This is a genomic window from Flagellatimonas centrodinii (assembly GCF_016918765.2).
Taxonomy (GTDB): Bacteria; Pseudomonadota; Gammaproteobacteria; order Nevskiales; family Nevskiaceae; genus Polycyclovorans; species Polycyclovorans centrodinii.
In genome coordinates this window covers 900099-917781 of sequence record NZ_CP092104.1, presented here as the reverse complement: position 1 = coordinate 917781, position 17683 = coordinate 900099, and the positions used below count along the sequence as shown (strand labels likewise).

General features: G+C 62.3%; 12 protein-coding genes. 8 read left to right on the top strand and 4 right to left on the bottom strand.

Annotated elements, in window-relative coordinates; genetic code table 11:
- The first annotated feature begins 125 nt into the window (after positions 1–125).
- The 6 genes from JN531_RS04450 (at position 126) to JN531_RS04425 (ending at position 12198) form a co-directional block, all read left to right on the top strand.
- Positions 126–3752 (top strand): TonB-dependent receptor, encoded by a 3627-nt coding sequence (locus JN531_RS04450; RefSeq protein ID WP_228347653.1) that lies wholly within the window; start codon positions 126–128, stop codon positions 3750–3752.
- Between the two features lie 14 nt (positions 3753–3766).
- Positions 3767–6031, top strand: coding sequence for an autotransporter outer membrane beta-barrel domain-containing protein (locus JN531_RS04445; protein ID WP_239795345.1), 2265 nt, complete (start codon positions 3767–3769; stop codon positions 6029–6031).
- 98 nt (positions 6032–6129) lie between these two features.
- A complete protein-coding gene (locus tag JN531_RS04440; protein ID WP_228347650.1) occupies positions 6130–6741 on the top strand; it encodes an outer membrane beta-barrel protein in 612 nt (203 codons plus the stop codon).
- Between the two features lie 105 nt (positions 6742–6846).
- Positions 6847–7410, top strand: coding sequence for an RNA polymerase sigma factor (locus JN531_RS04435; protein WP_228347649.1), 564 nt, complete (start codon positions 6847–6849; stop codon positions 7408–7410).
- Between the two features lie 4 nt (positions 7411–7414).
- The gene (locus JN531_RS04430) at positions 7415–8572 is read left to right on the top strand and encodes a FecR family protein (RefSeq protein ID WP_228347648.1); all 1158 of its coding nucleotides are present in this window, start codon (positions 7415–7417) and stop codon (positions 8570–8572) included.
- 164 nt (positions 8573–8736) lie between these two features.
- Positions 8737–12198, top strand: a complete 3462-nt coding sequence (locus JN531_RS04425; RefSeq protein WP_228347647.1) for a TonB-dependent receptor — start codon at positions 8737–8739, stop codon at positions 12196–12198.
- Positions 12199–12371: 173 nt separating this feature from the next.
- On the opposite strand, the gene JN531_RS04420 is transcribed toward JN531_RS04425, so the two are convergent.
- The 4 genes from JN531_RS04420 to JN531_RS04405 form a co-directional block, all read right to left on the bottom strand.
- A complete protein-coding gene (locus JN531_RS04420) occupies positions 12372–12695 on the bottom strand; it encodes a type II toxin-antitoxin system VapC family toxin (RefSeq protein WP_228347646.1) in 324 nt (107 codons plus the stop codon).
- 40 nt (positions 12696–12735) lie between these two features.
- Positions 12736–13823, bottom strand: a protein-coding gene (locus JN531_RS04415) for an IS3 family transposase (RefSeq protein WP_228347576.1) whose coding sequence is annotated in 2 segments (ribosomal slippage) — positions 12736–13571 and positions 13571–13823 — 1089 coding nt in all. Because the reading frame shifts where the segments join, the coding sequence is not laid out codon by codon here.
- A 199-nt stretch (positions 13824–14022) separates the two neighbouring features.
- Complete coding sequence (locus JN531_RS04410) at positions 14023–14283, bottom strand: type II toxin-antitoxin system Phd/YefM family antitoxin (protein WP_228347645.1); 261 nt, start codon at positions 14281–14283, stop codon at positions 14023–14025.
- Between the two features lie 147 nt (positions 14284–14430).
- Positions 14431–15690 (bottom strand): oxygenase MpaB family protein, encoded by a 1260-nt coding sequence (locus JN531_RS04405; protein ID WP_228347644.1) that lies wholly within the window; start codon positions 15688–15690, stop codon positions 14431–14433.
- Positions 15691–15752: 62 nt separating this feature from the next.
- On the opposite strand from JN531_RS04405, the gene JN531_RS04400 reads away from it, so the two are divergent.
- The gene (locus tag JN531_RS04400; RefSeq protein WP_228347643.1) at positions 15753–16343 is read left to right on the top strand and encodes a TetR/AcrR family transcriptional regulator; all 591 of its coding nucleotides are present in this window, start codon (positions 15753–15755) and stop codon (positions 16341–16343) included.
- A gap of 130 nt (positions 16344–16473) precedes the next feature.
- Positions 16474–17649, top strand: coding sequence for an alkane 1-monooxygenase (locus tag JN531_RS04395; RefSeq protein WP_228347642.1), 1176 nt, complete (start codon positions 16474–16476; stop codon positions 17647–17649).
- Positions 17650–17683: the final 34 nt, after the last annotated feature.

Genomic DNA, 17683 nt, shown 5'->3' with positions numbered 1-17683 from the left:
CACGCCTCAAACCTCACGGCGCCAACGGCGCATCCTCTTCGGAAATCCGCAAAATCCCCGTCTACATGGGTGGGACGAGGCCGCACGCCAACAGGCGGCCCGGATATCAAGAGGAGATCACCCACATGCGCGTGTTCCGTATCGGGCGGCCGATGGCTGCCGGCTTATTGGGGGTTGTGGTGGCGGCAGGGTTTGCCACGCCAGGGCCCGCTGCCGCGCAGGAGGCCGTTTCGGCCTCGCGCGCGGCCACCACCAGTTTCGACATTCCGGCCCAGGACCTGGCCGCGGCGCTGTCGGAATATGCTCGCCAAAGCGGTCAGCAGCTGTTGTTTGCCCCCGAAGTCGTCGCCGGCAAGCAGGCGCCGGCCGTCTCGGGTGAGCTGACAGCCGAATCGGCCCTGGCGGCGCTGCTCGAAGGCGCCGGCCTCTATACCGCCACCACCCCGGGCGGGGCGGTGCTGATCTCCGACGCCCCAAACCCCACACCCCCGCCCGCTGGCACAGACCCTAGCGCGGGCGGGGCCCTGTACGACCCGACGGTGGATATCTCCGGGGCCCCGGGGGGCACCACCAGTGTCGAGGTGGCCCGTCGCGCCGGGGTCGAGGAAATCATCGTCACCGGCCAGAAGAAGTCCGAGCGACTGCAGGACGTGCCGATCGCCATCAGTGCCTTCTCCATGGAAGACCTGGATGCACAGAAGATCGAAGGGGGTTTCGATCTCTTGAAAGGGGTGCCCAACGTCACCTTCACCAAGACCAACTTCACCGGCTACAACTTCCAGATCCGCGGTATCGGCACGCAGGCCATTTCGGCCACCACCGATCCCGGCGTCGCGGTGAGCTTCAACAACACCACGATGATCGTGAACCGCCTGTTCGAGCAGGAGTATCTCGACATCGAGCGGGTCGAAGTGTTGCGTGGCCCTCAGGGCACCCTGTACGGCCGCAATGCCACCGCTGGCGTCATCAACGTCATCTCCGCCAAGCCGGTGATCGGCGACGAATTCGGTGAGGTCAAGCTGGAAGGCGGCAACTACAGCGCCAAGCGTATCCGCGGCCATTACAACCTGCCCCTCGGCGACACCCTGGCATTGCGCGCTGCCTACGGTTCCACCGTGCGTGAAGGCTATGGATACAACGAGTTCGACGGTAGCGATGTCGATGACCGTGACCTCTGGACCGGCCGTCTCACGCTCGGCTGGGAGCCCAGCGACCGCATTCGCGTCAACCTGATGTGGGAACGGATCGAGGAAGACGACGGCCGTGTTCGCAGCACCAAGCAGCTCTGCCATCGTGATGATGGGGTGACGAGTGTTGGTGGCTACGACCTTCTGAACTCTGAGCTCGGAAGTCGTGCACGAGGCGTATTGAATCAGGGGTGCTTGCCTGGATCGTTGTACAGCACGGACGCCTACGGTGTGCCGCACCAGGAATCCATCCCCTTCATCAGTGGGGGGCGCGAGAACGGATTCTTGGTATTGGCAGCACTGACGGGATTGATCGGCTTCAACCCGGCATTCGGTAATCCTACGGCGGCCGGTTGTCCAGAGGCAGCCCGGTATCACGGGGTCTCCCTGCTGAATCTGTGCAGCGACGTTTTCGCTGAGCGCAACCAGTCACAAGATCTGCGCTCGATCTATTCGGTGATCGAGCCGGCCTATCGCGCCAATGCCGATGTTTATGATCTCTCGCTCGATTATCAGTGGAGCGATGGCGTGGTGTTCTCATCGCAAACGGTGTTTGTTGAGGACAAGCTCTATTCCACCCAAGACTATGGCCGATTCAAGACCAGCAGAGGAATATTCAACGATCTGAGTGGTCCGCTCGTCAGTCCGCTTTATCAGCACCTGACGCCGGGTGGTGAGTTCTGCGATCCGCAGCTCGGGTGTTCGGACTCCTTGCTGATACAGGATGTGTCACAAGCGGAGAGCCGACAGTTCAATCAAGAGTTTCGATTTGTGTCGGAATTCTCGGGCGACTTCAACTTCAGCTTCGGTGCCAACTACACAAGGTTCGAAACCCTAAACGACTATTTTGTGTTCTCGAATGTCTTGAGCGCCCTGGCACAAACTCCACCATTTACTGGTGACAGTCATCCGTGTGGCGAGACGGCCGGCGAGATTGGGTGCATCTATATCGACCCTAACGACCTCTCCAACATCAATGCCGAGGGCCATAACTACTTCCGTAGTGCTAACCCCTATCGGCTGCAGTCCACCGGGTTGTTTGGCGAACTTTACTGGCGCTTGTCGGACAGCCTCAAGCTGACGGCCGGTCTGCGCTATACCTGGGATCGGAAAGTCTTCACCCCGGTTCCCAGCCAGACACTGCTGCCGGACTATAGGGAGGGCATCGCAGCAGTAGATCAAGGCTACGTTGGAATCGGCGACGGCCCGGAGGCCTGTGATCTGCTTTCGCTGTACTGCGGAATTCTTGGAAATGCGCCGGGCGGACGAGGCTATCCGGCTTCGCCGGATATTGTGCAGGTATGGCGAGAACCCACCGGGCGGATCGTCCTCGACTGGCAGCCGGCACTCTCATTTACCGATGAAACGCTGGTGTATGCGTCCTTCTCCCGAGGCTACAAAGCGGGCGGTGCCAATCCACCGGGTATCGCCCCGCCTGCGGGCATCTTCATCGAGGCCGCGCGAGGTGCGGTGTCCTCGCCGACGTTCCAGCCCGAGTATGTGAATGCCTATGAGGTCGGCACCAAGAACACCCTGTTCGGCGGGCTGCTGATGCTCAATGGTGCTGCCTTCTATTACGACTACACCGACTACCAAGTGTCGAAGATCATCGACCGCTCGGCCAGCAATGAGAACTTCGACGCCACCATCTGGGGCCTCGAACTGGAAGCGGTATTCGCACCCAGCCTCAACTGGCAGTTCAATGCGGCCATCGGCTTCCTGCAAACCGAGATCGCCGAGGGCGAGGCCTCCATCGACCTGATGGACCGCACACAGGGCGGCAACCAACCCTACCAGACCACCATCCCCAACCCCAATTACAACGTCGACCCCGACGTGGCGACGGGCATCGGTGCCGACCAGACCCAGAACGAGTTCCTGGTCTTCGACGAATGGGTGGTGATGAAGCCCAATCCCACGCAAACCGCGAACTGCGTGGCCCCGGCGGAGTTGGTGGCCTTGGTGTTGGAAGAGGGGGTGCATCAGGCTAACCTAGGGGTTCCAGGTCCCCTCAACCCTGGCTTGCTGGAAATCGCACCCGTTAGCTATCTGCTCAACCCGTTCTGTGCGGGCGGCAACATTCTCGGCACGGTCTACAAGGACGGACCTCTGCCACTGTTTGCCGGATTCTATCTGCCGCAGGATCTGCACTTCGACGCGCTGGTGGATGCCCCGAATGCTGGTGCAGGTTTTGCTGCCGATGTCAGCGGCAACGAATTGCCGAACTCGCCTGAGTTCACGCTATCGCTGGGCGGCCAGTTCAGCTTCGATCTCAGTCGTGACTGGCTAGCGACGACGCGGGTGGACTACTACCTTCAAGGCCAATCGTGGGCGCGGGTCTACAACACCGAATACGACCGCCTGCGCAGCTGGTCCAACACGAATCTCAGCCTGATGCTGTTCAACGAGCGCCACGGGTTGGCGGTGGAAGCCTACGTCAAGAACGTGTTCGACGAAAGCCCCATCACCGGGACCTTCCTGAACTCCGACGACACTGGGCTGACCACCAACGTCTTCACCCTGGATCCGCGCCTGGTCGGCGTGTCGATCACCAAGCGCTTCTGAGGGAGAGCCTGCTCATGAACGATCACACAAAAACTATTGCATTGGGGCCCATGCTACTGCTGCTGGGGCTGGTATTGATCGGAACGCCCGTCCAAGCACAGGTGGACTGTGGCGCAGGCGCTGCGCCTGCGGAGTTGGTGGTATGTGACACCACGGGTATCCGGCCCGAAACGCTGATTACCATCAATGCGGCGGCGGACGGCGTGACCTCAATGACGGTGAATACTCCACGGGCCCCTTCTGGAGTCGCTACGGACGTCAAGCTGATTCGAGGCATGGGGGCGGGCCGGATTGAGCTGGAAGTGCTTGCCGGTATCCGGATTGGCCAGATCGACTTCTCAGCGACCTCGGGGGGTGTGGACATTGCCGTCGCCGCACATGACCGACTGACCCCGGTTCCGGGTGGATGGCTTATTCAGGGTACAAGTCAACTGGGCAGTGGAGATGACCGGCTGCAAATACTGGATGGAGGTTTTGTCACGTCTTCAGGTAAAGGGATTGCGCGGAACGGTGATCGTAGCGGCCTGCAGCTGAGCGGCATCGATTTCGGGAATGGGGGTGATGTTCTCGATAACGCTGGAGTCATGTTGGTCGGCGGCGCGCGCTTCGCACGAACCGTCAGCGGTGGCGGAGAGGATGTAACGCACAACTCGTTCCACTATCCGGTTGCACACGAGATGACGTTGGTCGGGCTGGAGGTATTCGCCAATAGTGGGACGATCACTTTTGGCGGGTGGGCTGCTGAGCAGTCAAATCGTCCGGCGAGCGAGTTCGCTGATCTTTTCTGTCTTAATCGTCCTGGGAATCTCTCGGCGGTGCCAACACGATGCGGCGAGCTGTATCCCGAGACCGACGGCGAAATCGCCACAACGCTGACTATGCCGGATACTCATTTCATGGGGATGGCCGGCAGTACGCTCGTGCTGGATACCTCCCTCGGCATGGGCCGACCTCAGCGGAATTGTCAGCAACGTTCCGTCATTGGCGGCATCCTAAGTCTTCCGGGCGCAGATTGTATGGAGCTATTGGGCGGCCAGACCTCCGGTGTCACCCAGGTGGTGCTCAAGGATCAGGTGCCCAGCGACCTCGGTGCCTTCAACCCGGACGGCATCGTCATCGTCGATGTCACTCAGGGCGAAAGTGGTGCCGGTCATTTCGTGCTGTCGCCGGAATCCGACGGCTACGATCCGGCGACGCAGGCGATCGACAAAGGCCTATTCCTGTTCCCGCTGGTGTATGACGAAGCCGCGCAGCAGCACAAGCTGGTCAGCGTGGCAGGGCAGCGTGCGCATCGACTGCCGCTGCTGGTGCAGGCGGTGCAGGGCATGTCCCGCAGTGCGAGCCGACAGTGGTTCGAACGTCGCAGCGACCTGCGCAACATCGCCGAGGGCGAGCGCGACGGCGCCTGGGTGCGGCTGACCCATGACAGCGCCTCGCGCGATGGCAAGCAGACGGCGTCGGCATTTGGCAATACCTATGCGTTCGACAACAGCTACGACATCGACAGCTCGGTGTTCAGCATCGGCCGCGACTTCCGACTGGGCTCGGCCTGGGTGATTGGCGGCTCGGGCAGCTACATCAATGCCGCCCTCGATTTTGACCAGGGCAATGTCCAGGCGGACTTCGATGGTGCCGCGATCGCCGGCCATGCCAGCTATCGCGCCGGCACCGTCTACTTCGACAGCCAGGTCCAGATGAGCTGGATCGAGATGGACTTCGCCGACTCCCGCTTCGACGTTGCCACCAGCGAGTACAACGTGCTCGACGCCTCGACCCAGAGTGTGGATGCTCGCGCCGAACTGGGGCTGCACCTCGACCTGGGCGGCGGCCTGTATGCTGAACCCATGCTGGGCGCATCGTGGGTGCGCACCGAGTTTAGCGAGATGACGCTGTACAGCGGCGACCCCGCCGGCCGCCCGACCAACGAAGTCTTCGGCGGTGATTCGCCCCAGAGCCTGCGTGCCAGCCTCGGCGGGCGGGTCGGGTACGACCAGCGTCTTGAGGGCTGGCGGCTGTCGTACCTGCTCTCGGCGCGTTATTGGGAAGAGCTGCAGGGCGATACCCCGGTCCGCATCAGCAGCCACAACCCGGACGGCAGCTTGATCCCCGGCACCGAAACCCGCGTCAGCGACACCTTCGACAGCGGTCTCGGCGAGTTGGCTCTGGGGGTGGAGTTGGGTGATGCCGCCGGCCGGCTCAACGGCTATCTGCAGGCGAACAGTGTGTTCGGTGACTACGAGAGCCTGGGCCTGACGGCCGGCTTCCGGGTGCTGTGGTGAAGCGCCGGGCATCCCGGTCCGCGGCGACCGCAGTGGCCATCGCGACAACAGAAGCGGCGCCGACACCGTGGTGGCAGCGCCCATTGGAGGAGACGTTCATGAAATTCAGAGTGACCCCCGCAGTCCCGGCATTGCTGCTGGCCCTGGCCGCGGCGCCGGCAATGGCGGACAGCGATATCGCACCCGGGCCCGCCCGCTATGCCAGCGTCAGCAGTCTCAATTGGGACCTGGAAGACGGCTTTGCTGAAGCCAGCGGCGTGCGTCTGGTGCTGGGCCAACAGCTGAGCGAAAACCTCAGCGTGGAACTGCACGGCGGCATGGGTGGCGATGACAACGTCACGCTGATGACCACCGACCCGACGCCGGTGGCCGTCAACGGCGATCTCGGCCTGCAACAGTTGGTCGGGCTGTTCCTGCGGGCGCAGTGGCCCGTGACCGAACAGGTGCGCCTGTTCGGCCTGGTGGGCTACAGCCGCGTCAAGGCGGAGTTCGAGGGGGCCGCGGGCTTCACCGCGGGCGGCACGGCACTGGCGCGCGATGGCTTTGGTGAGTCCGAAAGCGGCAATAGCTATGGCGGGGGCCTTGAGTTCAATGTGCTGTCGGGCCTGCTCGACGGCGGGTTGCACCTCACCGCCGACTACATCGTCTACCTGGACCGCTCCGGCGCCCGCTTCGATGCCCGAAGCGTGGGGCTGAAGCTGGCGTTCTGACATGCAGCAAGGCGCGTGCAGATGTCCGGGCGGCCGGGTTTGCGCGTGCCAGAACCGAGGCGTAGGCTGCCTCGGGCGACCACCCGCGAAGTGGAGGAGACGCCGTTGAAACGCCTGCCGAATCCGGCGCCCGAACGGGTGGCGCTGGCAGACCTGGGGGCCGACGAGGCCTCGCAATGGGACGCCCTGGTGCGGCGTTTTCGCGCGCCGCTGGAAGGCTTCTTCCGGCGGCGTGTGGGTGATGCGGCGGATGTCGAAGATTTGGTGCAGGAAGTGTTTCTGCGCCTGTTGCGGCGTGCCAGCGGCGAGCCGATTGCGGCCATCGAGAACTACCTGTTCCGCACCGCCGCCCACGTTTACGCCGACCGCGGTCGTTACGACGCCATGCACCTGAAAGCGGCGCATGAGTCCTTCGACATGACCGCTCACGAGGTGGCGGCGGAGATCACCCCCGAACGGGTGGCGCTGGGGCGGGAATCGATCGGCTGCGTGGTGGATGCGCTGCGTCATTTGCCCGAGCGCACGCGCGACATCTTCGTGCTGCGCGCCCTCGAGCTGCACAAGACCCCGGAGGTGGCGGCCATGCTCCGCATCTCCACGCGCTCGGTCGAAGCGCACATGGCCAAGGCCCTGGCCCATCTGTCGGCCCTGCTGGAAATGAGTGAGTGAGTGGATGAACAAGTGGGACCCTCGGGACCGAACTGACGCACGCGATCCGGGCGCCACTCCGGAGATTGCGGCTGCACACTGGAGCGAAACCCTGCGGAGCAGTGGCGACGATCCGATCCTGCGGCGGGCCTTCCAGGCCTGGTACGACCTCAGCGATGCTCACGCGCAAGCCTTTGCCCGCATCGAGTCCGCGCGTGAGCGCATTGCCACCGTGGCCGACACCCCGGCGCTGATGGCGCTGCGCAACGAAACGCTCAACCGGGTGGCCCTGCGGCGTCAGCGCTGGCCGCGGGTGGCACTGGCCATGGCGGCCTCCCTGGTGGCGGCCATGGCCGGGTTGCTGGCGTTTACCGGCGCGCCCTGGCAAGAACTGCCCGGCAGCCTGTTTGAAGGCGCGCGCCTCGCGCTCAATGGCGAAACCCTCTACCGCACCGCCGTCGGCGAGCGACTGGTGGTGACCCTGGACGATGGCACCCGCTTGACGTTGAACACCGACAGCCGTCTGGTGGTGGGCTACCAGCCGGACCGGCGCGACATTCGCATGCAGCACGGCCAGGCCCTGTTCGAAGTCGCCAAGGATGCCAACCGCCCCTTCGTGGTCGCCGCCGGCGGCCGCCAGGTCACCGCCCTCGGCACCGCCTTCGACGTACGTGTCAGCGACCAACGCTTCGAAGTCACCCTGATCGAAGGCAAGGTGGAAGTCGCCGAAAGTGTGCCCGACGAGCAACGGACAACGGGCAACGCGCAACGCGATGTGGCCCCCCCGGGTGCCCTCAGCACTCAGCACTCACCACTCAGCACTGTCTTGTCTCCGGGCCAACAGCTGATCGCCGCCGCCAGCACCGGCACTGCCAGCACACGCAGCCCGCCGCTGGTCCGCCAGGCCGACATCAAACGGGTGACCAGTTGGCGCAACGGCCAAGTGATTTTCGAGGATGACCTGCTCGGCAACGCCATCATCGAGATGAACCGCTACGCCAAGCGACGCATTGCCATCGCCGACCCGGCGCTGGCAGAATTGCGCCTCAGCGGCGCCTTCGACACCGGCCAGACCGGCACCTTCATCGAAGCGCTCACCACCTATTTCCCCGTCACCGTCGCCCGCCAGAACAGCGAGGAGATTGTGCTTGCATGGCACAAGACAGTGATGAGTGGTGAGTGATGAGTGATGAGTGCTGAGAACCTTCATCCTCTCGCAGATTTCTAACTGCTTGTCTTTCATCGGGATTACGCGCAGCGTTGCAATAAATCACTGGACGTCCGTTTAGCTAGTAACCGCGAACTAAAAGCGGCTCTACCAGCTGATGTGCCAGAGGAGACAGCGCCATGCGTGCCTTGCGACCCGTTGGGGAAACCCGTCGTCATTCACCCCTGCCCGGCAGCCCCCTGCTATTGGGCTTTCTTATGTTGTGTGCGGCAGCGGTAGCAACGCTGCCCCTCGCCACCCACGCGCAGGATCTCAGCCCGCGCGAGCAGCCCTACGAGATCCCCGCCCAGGGGCTCGCCGAAGCGCTGATCACCTATTCCGACCAGAGCGGCGTGCAGGTCGTCACCAGCGGCTATGACCTGGTCGATCGCGAAACCGCCGGCATCACCGGCACCTACACCGCCGCCGCCGCACTGGATGCACTGCTCAGCGGTAGCGGCATGGAATACACCGTGGTCGGCGAAAGCACCGTCGCCCTCACCGACCCCAACGCCGCACCCATGACTCTGGCCCCCGTCGACCCAGGCGGTGCCGCGGGGGAGGGCGCTGGCGGGTTCGGTGACGGCAACGCCACCAGCGTTGCGGAAGCCCGCCGGGCAGGGGTTGAGGAAATCATCGTCACCGGGCAGAAGAAGGAAGAGCGGCTACAGGATGTGCCGATTGCGATCAGCGCGTTCTCGGCGGAAGACCTCAACGCCTACAAGATCGAGGGCGGCTTCGACCTGCTCAAAGCGATCCCCAACGTCAGCTTCACCAAGACCAACTTCACCGGCTACAATTTCCAGATCCGCGGCGTCGGTACCCAGTCGATTTCGGCGACTTCCGATCCCGGGGTCGCGGTCTCCTTCAACGGCACCGCCATCATCCAGAACCGTCTGTTCGAACAGGAGTATCTGGATATCGAGCGGGTGGAGGTGCTGCGCGGTCCACAAGGCACTTTGTACGGCCGCAACTCGACCGGGGGTGTGGTCAACGTCATCTCGGCACGGCCTGATCTGCATGAATTCAGCACCACGCTCAAGTCGGAGGTTGGCAACTATCAGAGCCGGCGCGGCTCGGCGGTGATCAATCTGCCACTGGTGCCCGGCATGCTGGGTTTACGGATTGCGGGGGCCTATACCAACCGCGACGGCTACGACTACAACACGATCACCAACAACAGCATCAACGGTCGTGATCTCTGGACGGGGCGAATCAGCCTTGGCTTCCAGCCGACTGACTGGCTGACGGGCAATTTAATCTGGGAACACTTCAACGAAGAGGACAACCGATCACGAACCGGGAAGCAGCTGTGTCATCGGGATGATGGTCCGAGCGCTATAAATGGATATACGATTGAGAATCTGGACAACGCCCCCCAGCAGAATCTCTTGCGCCGAGCCCTGTTCTCTCAGGGCTGTCAAGCCGGAAGCTTGTTCGACGCTGCGGCGTTCGGTACACCCAATGGCCTGGCGATCACCTTTGTGTTCGGAATGCTCAGCGCCCAGTCATCAGCACTTGGCCAGGATTCTTTGACTGGCGAAAAAGTGGGGGCTCCGATCCTCGTTAAGGATCCCTATGGTGGTCAAATGCAATCGTCCGACCTGCGGACAGTGGCATCCTTCCGCGATCCGATCTATCGCGCAGAAGCCGATCTCATCAATCTAAATCTGGATATCGATCTTGGTGCGGGGCTGATGCTGCACTCCAATTCGGCTTACGTTGACGATCAGACGTATTCGTTTCAAGACTACAATCGGTTCAATACGCAACCGATCTTTGTTGATTCGTCTAGGCTCGACGCGAGTGGGAAGCCGGGGGTTCCGAGCCCATACAGGGATATTCTTCCGGGCGGAATATTCTGTGACCCGCAGTTGGGGTGCTCCAACTCCTTGGCCGGATTTGACATTGCTCAAGCATCGGCTGAGCAATTCAGTCAGGAGTTGCGGTTACAGAGTGAATTCGATGGTCCGCTCAACTTCAGTCTCGGTGCGAACTACACCCGATTCGATGTGTTGGCTGACTATTACGTGATGTACAACCTCCTGACGTTGTACTCAATGATCCCGCCATTCAACGGTCCCATCGGCAGCGCCCCGTTTGAGCCGAGTATGTGTCGGAACTCGACGTTCATCTACGCTGGCCCCCCGGTGTCTACCGCTGACCCGCTTTCGACTTGCCCGTATATCGACCCTAACCCTGTAGAGTCTATTGATGGTGAGGGGCACAATTACTTCCGCTCAAAGAATCCTTATAAGCTCAGCTCTTATGCGACATTCGGCGAGTTGTACGCGCAGTTGAACGATGCGGCCAAGATAACCGTCGGCCTTCGTTATACCCGTGATGAAAAACGTTTCACACCCGTCCCCAGCCAAGTCTTGTTGTCGGTCGGTGCTCTCGCTGGCGGATACGTGAGCCGCGGGTACCCTCAGCTGGACGATATCGTGCAGCAGTGGGCAGAAGGGACGGGGCGTATCGGTATTGATTGGAAGTTGGACACTCCTTTCACCGAAGAAACTCTCCTCTATGCCTTCTATTCGCGAGGCTACAAGGGTGGGGGGGCTAATCCACCAAGCCCAGGATTTTCTACCTGGCCAGACCTAATTGCATATGGGCATATCGATGAGCAAATGGCCCAGATATTGGAGATGAGTGTAGGCGGCGCCCCGGGGGTTCTAGAATTGACTTCCGTCGAGTATGAGAGAACGTTTGAGCCGGAGTATGTCAATGCCTTCGAAGTTGGCGCCAAGAACAGCCTTTTCGACGGAGCGATGATTCTGAATGCGACCGCCTTCATGTATGACTACAAAGACTACCAAGTGTCACAGATCCGCGACCGTACAGCAGTTAATGAGAACTTTGATTCCGTGGTTTGGGGGGCTGAGCTGGAAGCTGTGTTTGCGCCAACTGTTGACTTTCAAATGGTGGCCAACGTTGGCTACCTTCGCACTCGAATTGATGACGGCGAAATGTCTATCGACATCATGAACCGCACACAAGGCAATGCAGACTATGTAGTGGCCAAGCCATGGGCGCAGTTGCCTTCGAACTGTGTGGTTCCTGCTGCGGTTGCCGCTCATCGACTGCAGACCGAGGGTATTACGAACTATTTCCAGATCTGTGGTGGCTACTATGGAACATTACAAGCTCCACTCATCGATCCGGCGACGGGTGAGACTTACGACGTCAACGACTACCCCGAACTCAACGGCGGAGCCGGCCTGTTGGCAGAGTTGGGCGGCAATGAGTTGCCGAACTCGCCACGCCTGACAGCAAACTTCGGGGCCCAGTACGGCATCGACATGTTCAAGCATGAGTGGCGGGCAACGTTGCGCGGGGATGTGTACTGGCAGGACGAGTCCTATCACCGCATCTACAACTTCGAGCCCTATGACCGGTTGAAGTCCTGGCACAACGTCAACCTGGCGGTTCGTATGGAGCACCCGCGCTCGGCATTGGCGATGGAGCTATACGTGAAGAACGTGCTGAATGACACGCCGATTACCGGAGCCTTTCTCAACTCGGATGACACCGGTCTGACGACCAACGTGTTCACCCTGGACCCTCGCTTGGTCGGCTTCAGCATCTCCAAGACGTTCTGATCAGCTCAGTGTGTAACTCCAAGGGCGGCCTTCGGGCCGCCTTTTTCAGTTCTGAGTAGACAAGATGGTGCTGGGTGCAAAGGATAGTGCTGAGTGATGAGTTCCGAGTAACGGCCGAGGCCATAGCAACAGCGGTTGCCTCTCTCAGCACTCATCACGTGGCACTCAGCACTCTATCGTCGGCTCTGCGAGAGAACGCCTTTGCTGTCGAACGGATTGACCACGCCAACGCCTGTAGGCGTGAAGTGCCGGACGTTGCGGGTGGCCACTTGCAGGCCGTGTGTCATCGCGGTGGCGGCGATCATCAGGTCGGTGCTGCTGTGTCCCAAGTTCGCGACCAACGTCCCCCAGCACCTTGCGGTCTGGGCGTCTATCGGCAGGATTCGATCCTGGTAGAGCGAGGTGACACGATCAAACCAGTCGGCCAGTTGTTCTGCAAACGCGGGGTCGGAGCTGCGCTGCTGGACGATGCCACGCTCGATCTCACCCAACGTCATCAGGTAATCCCCCCATTTTTAACGGCATTCAGAAGTGGAGCTACGCAGCGGCAGCAAGCCGCTGCATGGGGGTAATGCCACCAAGTGCCATATTTGGCCTTTCGTGATTGTACGACCAGAGCCAGTCGGTGGCGGATTGCTGCACCTGCTCGATGCTGTGAAACAGGTGTTGACTCAGCCAGTCGTAGCGTACGGTTCGGTTGTAGCGCTCGACATAGGCATTTTGCTGCGGCTTTCCCGGCTGGATGTATTCGATGCGGATGCCTTTCTCCCTGGCCCAGGTCATGAGCGCGCCACTGATCAGTTCCGGGCCGTTGTCGCACCTCAGGACCCGCGGTGTGCCGCGCCATTCGATGATCTGCTCCAGGCTGCGGATAACCCGTGTCGATGGCAGCGATAGATCCACTTCGATCCCGAGCCCTTCCCGGTTGTAGTCATCCAGCACGTTGAACAACCGAAAGCTGCGGCCGTCACTGAGCTGGTCGTGCATGAAGTCCATCGACCAGACCTCGTTACATGCCAGCGGTACTGTCAGGGGCCGCGGCAGCTGTCGCAGCAGCCGCTTCTTCGGTTTGATGCGGAGATTGAGCTCCAGTTCGCGATATATCCGGTAGACGCGCTTGTGGTTCCACCCGAACCCCTTGACGTTGCGCAGGTACAGGAAGCACAGCCCAAAGCCCCAGTTGCGGTAGGTACTGGTGAGCCGCACCAGCCAATCGGCAATGCGCACGTTTTCAGGCTCGGCTTTGGCCTGGTACCGGTAGCAGGTCTCGCTGACCTGAAAGGTCACACAGGCCTGCCGGATGCTGATCGCCTTGGAAGTTACCGCCCATCGGGCCATCTCTCGGCGCTGAGATGGCCTCACCATTTTTTTGACAGCGCTTCCTTCAGCAGCTCCGCGCTCATCTGGGACTCGGCGTACATCTTCTTCAGCCGCCGGTTCTCGTCCTCCAGCTCCTTCATCCGGGTGAGCTGCGAGACGTCCAAGCCGCCGAACTTCGACCGCCACTTGTAGAACGTCGCCGAGCTGATGCCGTGCTCCCGGCACAGCTCAGGCACGGGCGCGCCACCTTCTGCCTGCTTCAACACCGCCATGATCTGGCTGTCGGTAAATCGTGATTTCCGCATGGGAACCTCCTCGACTCAGGTTACGAGAAAATTCCACTCCCGGCTGCCGCTATCCTGTGGGGGGATTACCATCACACTCAGGTATAAGTCCGTCGTCCGCTGGTGCTTGATCCAATGCACCAGGCCGGGATGTCGACTCTGCCGCCGTAGTCCCGACAAGACGTCCGTGTCCAGTAAATACATTGGGTGGGCCCTCGGCCTAGAGTGTCGTATCGCGCGGCGTCAGGGGGATGCGCTCGAATTCCTGATCATCCTGCGGCATCGCCAGCAGGTGCTCGGCCAGGGAGGTGGCTTGCCCCTTTTCCACCGACTGTAGTCGTTGGTACTCGGTGGCTGATACCACCACCACGGCTGCCCGCCCTCGCTTGGTGACAAACTGAGCCGCACCGCTCATGGCAGCTTCGACGACGGCGCTGAAGCGATTCTTCGCGTCCTGCAAGGACCAGGGATTGGGATCCATGGCAGGCTCCTTGGGATATGAACTGGACAGGTTATCTGGCTAGTTTCGCCTTTTGCAAGGGGCGGCGCAGAAAAATACGCCGAAGAGGGGGCACGCACGTCATCGGCGCGACTGAAGACAAGGCCACAGCAACAGCGGTTGCCATTCTCATTGCTCAACACTCGGCACTGCCTCCACTCCCACCGCATCCCGCAGCCGCGGATCGTCGCCGCCGAACAGCACCGGCAGATACGCGGCCTGGGCGTTGAGGCCGTGTTGGCTGAGGCGTTCTGCGCCGCCGGGCAGTTGCCGCAGCAGTTGCATCAGCAACCAGCGCGGGGCGGTGGTCAGCACCGGGTACCACGGCAGTACGGTGGGGGGCAGGCCGAGTGCCCGCATACCCGCCCGGCCGAGGAAGGTGCGGGCGATGCTCAGGTGGCGCGCCCGGTTGAAGCGGCCCTGCAGCCAGCCGAAGCGTTGGTAGTGGCGGCCCAGCGGTTCGTCCATCAAGGCGCGGCCCAGCTCGCGGCTGGTGGCGTCCGGTGGCGCCTGCGCCAGCAGGTTGTGGTACAGGGCGATGCGGCCGCTTTGTTCGTCGTGATGCAGCCAGCGGTCGTCGACGCCCATCAGCCAGCCGATGTAGCGCCAGAGATGCATCACGTCGGCACCCTCGGCGGCCGTGATCGGCACGCCCAGCAGGCGTTGCCCCATCAGAAAGATGACGCTGAAGGCCAGATAGGTGGCGTGCATGTCGCCCTGGTTGATGGGCAAGCCGTGGGCGGTGCTGTCCCAGTCCGGCCGTGCCACCAGATGGCGCCGCACCAGGGCGTGGATAAGGCGCACCTGCAGGGTGCTGACGTAGCCCGGTGCGCCTACCGCCATGCCGCCGGGGCGGGTGCAGTCGATCCACCATTTGGTGGTCTCGGCCACCCGTTTCTGGGCGCCCTTGCTGAGCGCGCCGGTCATCACCAGGGTGCGGTTGATGGCGGCGGCCTGGTAGCCGGCCATGAGGCCAAAGTCGCGCAACACGCGCATGCCGGTGAGCCCGGAGAGGCCACAGGCGCGGGCGCCGGCGTCGAGCCGTACCGGGTCGACCCACGCCGGGACCGTTTCCACGGTGGCGAAGAACTGTCGCAGCGGGGCAGGCGGCGCGTCGAGCTGGCCGATGCCGTCACAGGCGGCGCGGTCGAACAGGGGTTTGCTGGTGGCCATGCCCACCTCACCCATCCACGCCACCAGCGCATCGGCGGCGGGGTCGCCCTGCAACAACGATTCGCCCACGGCCTGCCATTGGGCTGGGCTGGGCGTGGGGTCGCCGCGAATCAGCCAGCGCAGCGGGCCGGCCATGCGGCGGCCGGTGCTGAGATCGGCGCCGTGACGGCGGGGCAGGGGTTGGGCATGGGCATGGGGCTGGACGGGCGCGTTCATGCGCGTAGACTCATGCGAGTCATTACTCGCATTCAACTCGCATCTGTTGGCTCGGTATCGTCATGCGCAAGATTCCCCGGCAGCCCCGTTCCCGCGCGATGGTGGATGCGTTGGTCGACGCCGCGGCACTGACCATTGCCGAACAGGGCCTGGCCGACACCACCACCAACCATGTGGCGGCGCGCGCCGGGGTCAGCGTCGGCTCGCTCTACCAATACTTCGAGCACAAGGACGCGCTGGTCGATGCGGTGCTGGACCGCCTGGTGCGGGACCTCATGGCGCTGGTCGACAGCCGCCTGGCCGGCCTGTTGCAGGCGCCACCGGAAGCGGCGGCGGCCGGTCTGCTGGAAGCGGTGTTCGACTTCGTCCAGCAGGACCCGGCGCGGCTGGAGTTGATCCGCCACTGGCAGCAACTGCGCGGCCAGCGCGCACTCGTGCAGCTGGAACGGCACATGGTGGAAGCCTGCCGTCAGTATCTGCTGCTGCACGCCACCGAAGTGAAGCTGCAGAACCTGCCGGCGGCCCTGTTCGTGATCATCAGCAGCACGCTCTACACCACGGTGCATTACCTCAGCCTGCCACGGCCGCTGCTGCCCCGGGATGAGGTGATTGCCGCCCAGGCGCGGATGATCGCGGCCTACCTCAGCGCCTGATACCGCGGCGCTGTGCTCTCTCCATGGGGTAAAGAGGCATCGCTGAGGCGCCGAGCCTTGACAGCTCTTGAACGCTTGGTTAGTTTTTATTGAACGATCGGTTACCCAAAGATTCGAGGAGCTTTCCGCAATGTCGACCGTCGCTGCATCGTCCGTCGTCTGGCGTGACAACAAACGGTATCTGTGGCCCCTGGGGGCCGCCATCTTTCTGCTGCCGGTGGCTTCGGTGGCCGCCTGGTATTTCCTCGGTGGCCATGCGCTGTGGCTGTGGGCGCCGCTGGGGGTTCTCTACGGCCTGATCCCGGCCATGGATTATCTGTTTGGCGAAGACGAGGGCAACCCGCCCGACGCCGCCATCCCCAAGCTGGCCGCCGAGGGCTACTACCGCTGGGCGCTGTACGCCGCGGTGCCGGTCTACCTCGGTGCCTGGGCGTTCATGATCTGGGCGATCATGCACTTTGACCTGGCCTGGTACGAAACCGCCGGCATGCTGGTGTCCACTGGGCTGATCTGTGGTCTGGCGATCAATATCGGTCACGAGCTGGGGCACCAGACGGCGCCGCTGGAGCGGATGCTCGCCAAGCTCGCGCTGGCGCCGGGGGCCTATGGCCACTTCTTCGTCGAGCACAATCGGGGTCACCACGTGCGGGTCGCCACGCCGGAGGACCCGGCCACCTCGCGGTTCGGCGAATCGTTCTACGAGTTCTTCCCGCGCTGCATCATCGGCTCGTTGAAGTCGGCCTGGCAGCTCGAAAAGCAACGCCTGGCGCGGCGCGGCAAGAGTGTCTGGCACTGGCAGAACGACAACCTGCAGAGCTGGGCGATGACAGTCGTCATCTGGGCCGGCATGGCGGCGTGGCTGGGCCTCTGGGCGCTGCCGGTGATGCTGTTCGCCGCGGTGTATGGCGGCAGCCTGCTGGAGGTGGTGAATTATCTCGAGCACTACGGCCTGAAGCGGCAGCAGAAGGCGGATGGCAGCTATGAGCGCTGCCAGCCGCACCACTCCTGGAACTCCAACCACATCGTCACCAATGTGGTGCTCTATCAGCTGCAGCGGCACTCCGACCACCACGCCAACCCGACGCGGTCGTACCAGACGTTGCGGCACTTCGACGGCGTGCCGTCACTGCCCTCGGGCTATGCCGCGATGGTGCTGATCGCCTATTTCCCGCCGCTCTGGTTCCGCCTGATGAACCCCAAGGTGGTGGCGCACTTCAACGGTGACATGAGCCGCGCCAACATCAAGCCGTCGATGCGCGAGGCGGTGATCGCCCAGTATCGGAAATCCGAGCCGCAGACAGCGTAAAATGATGCCGATGGGCGGCGTGGTTGCCACCGCG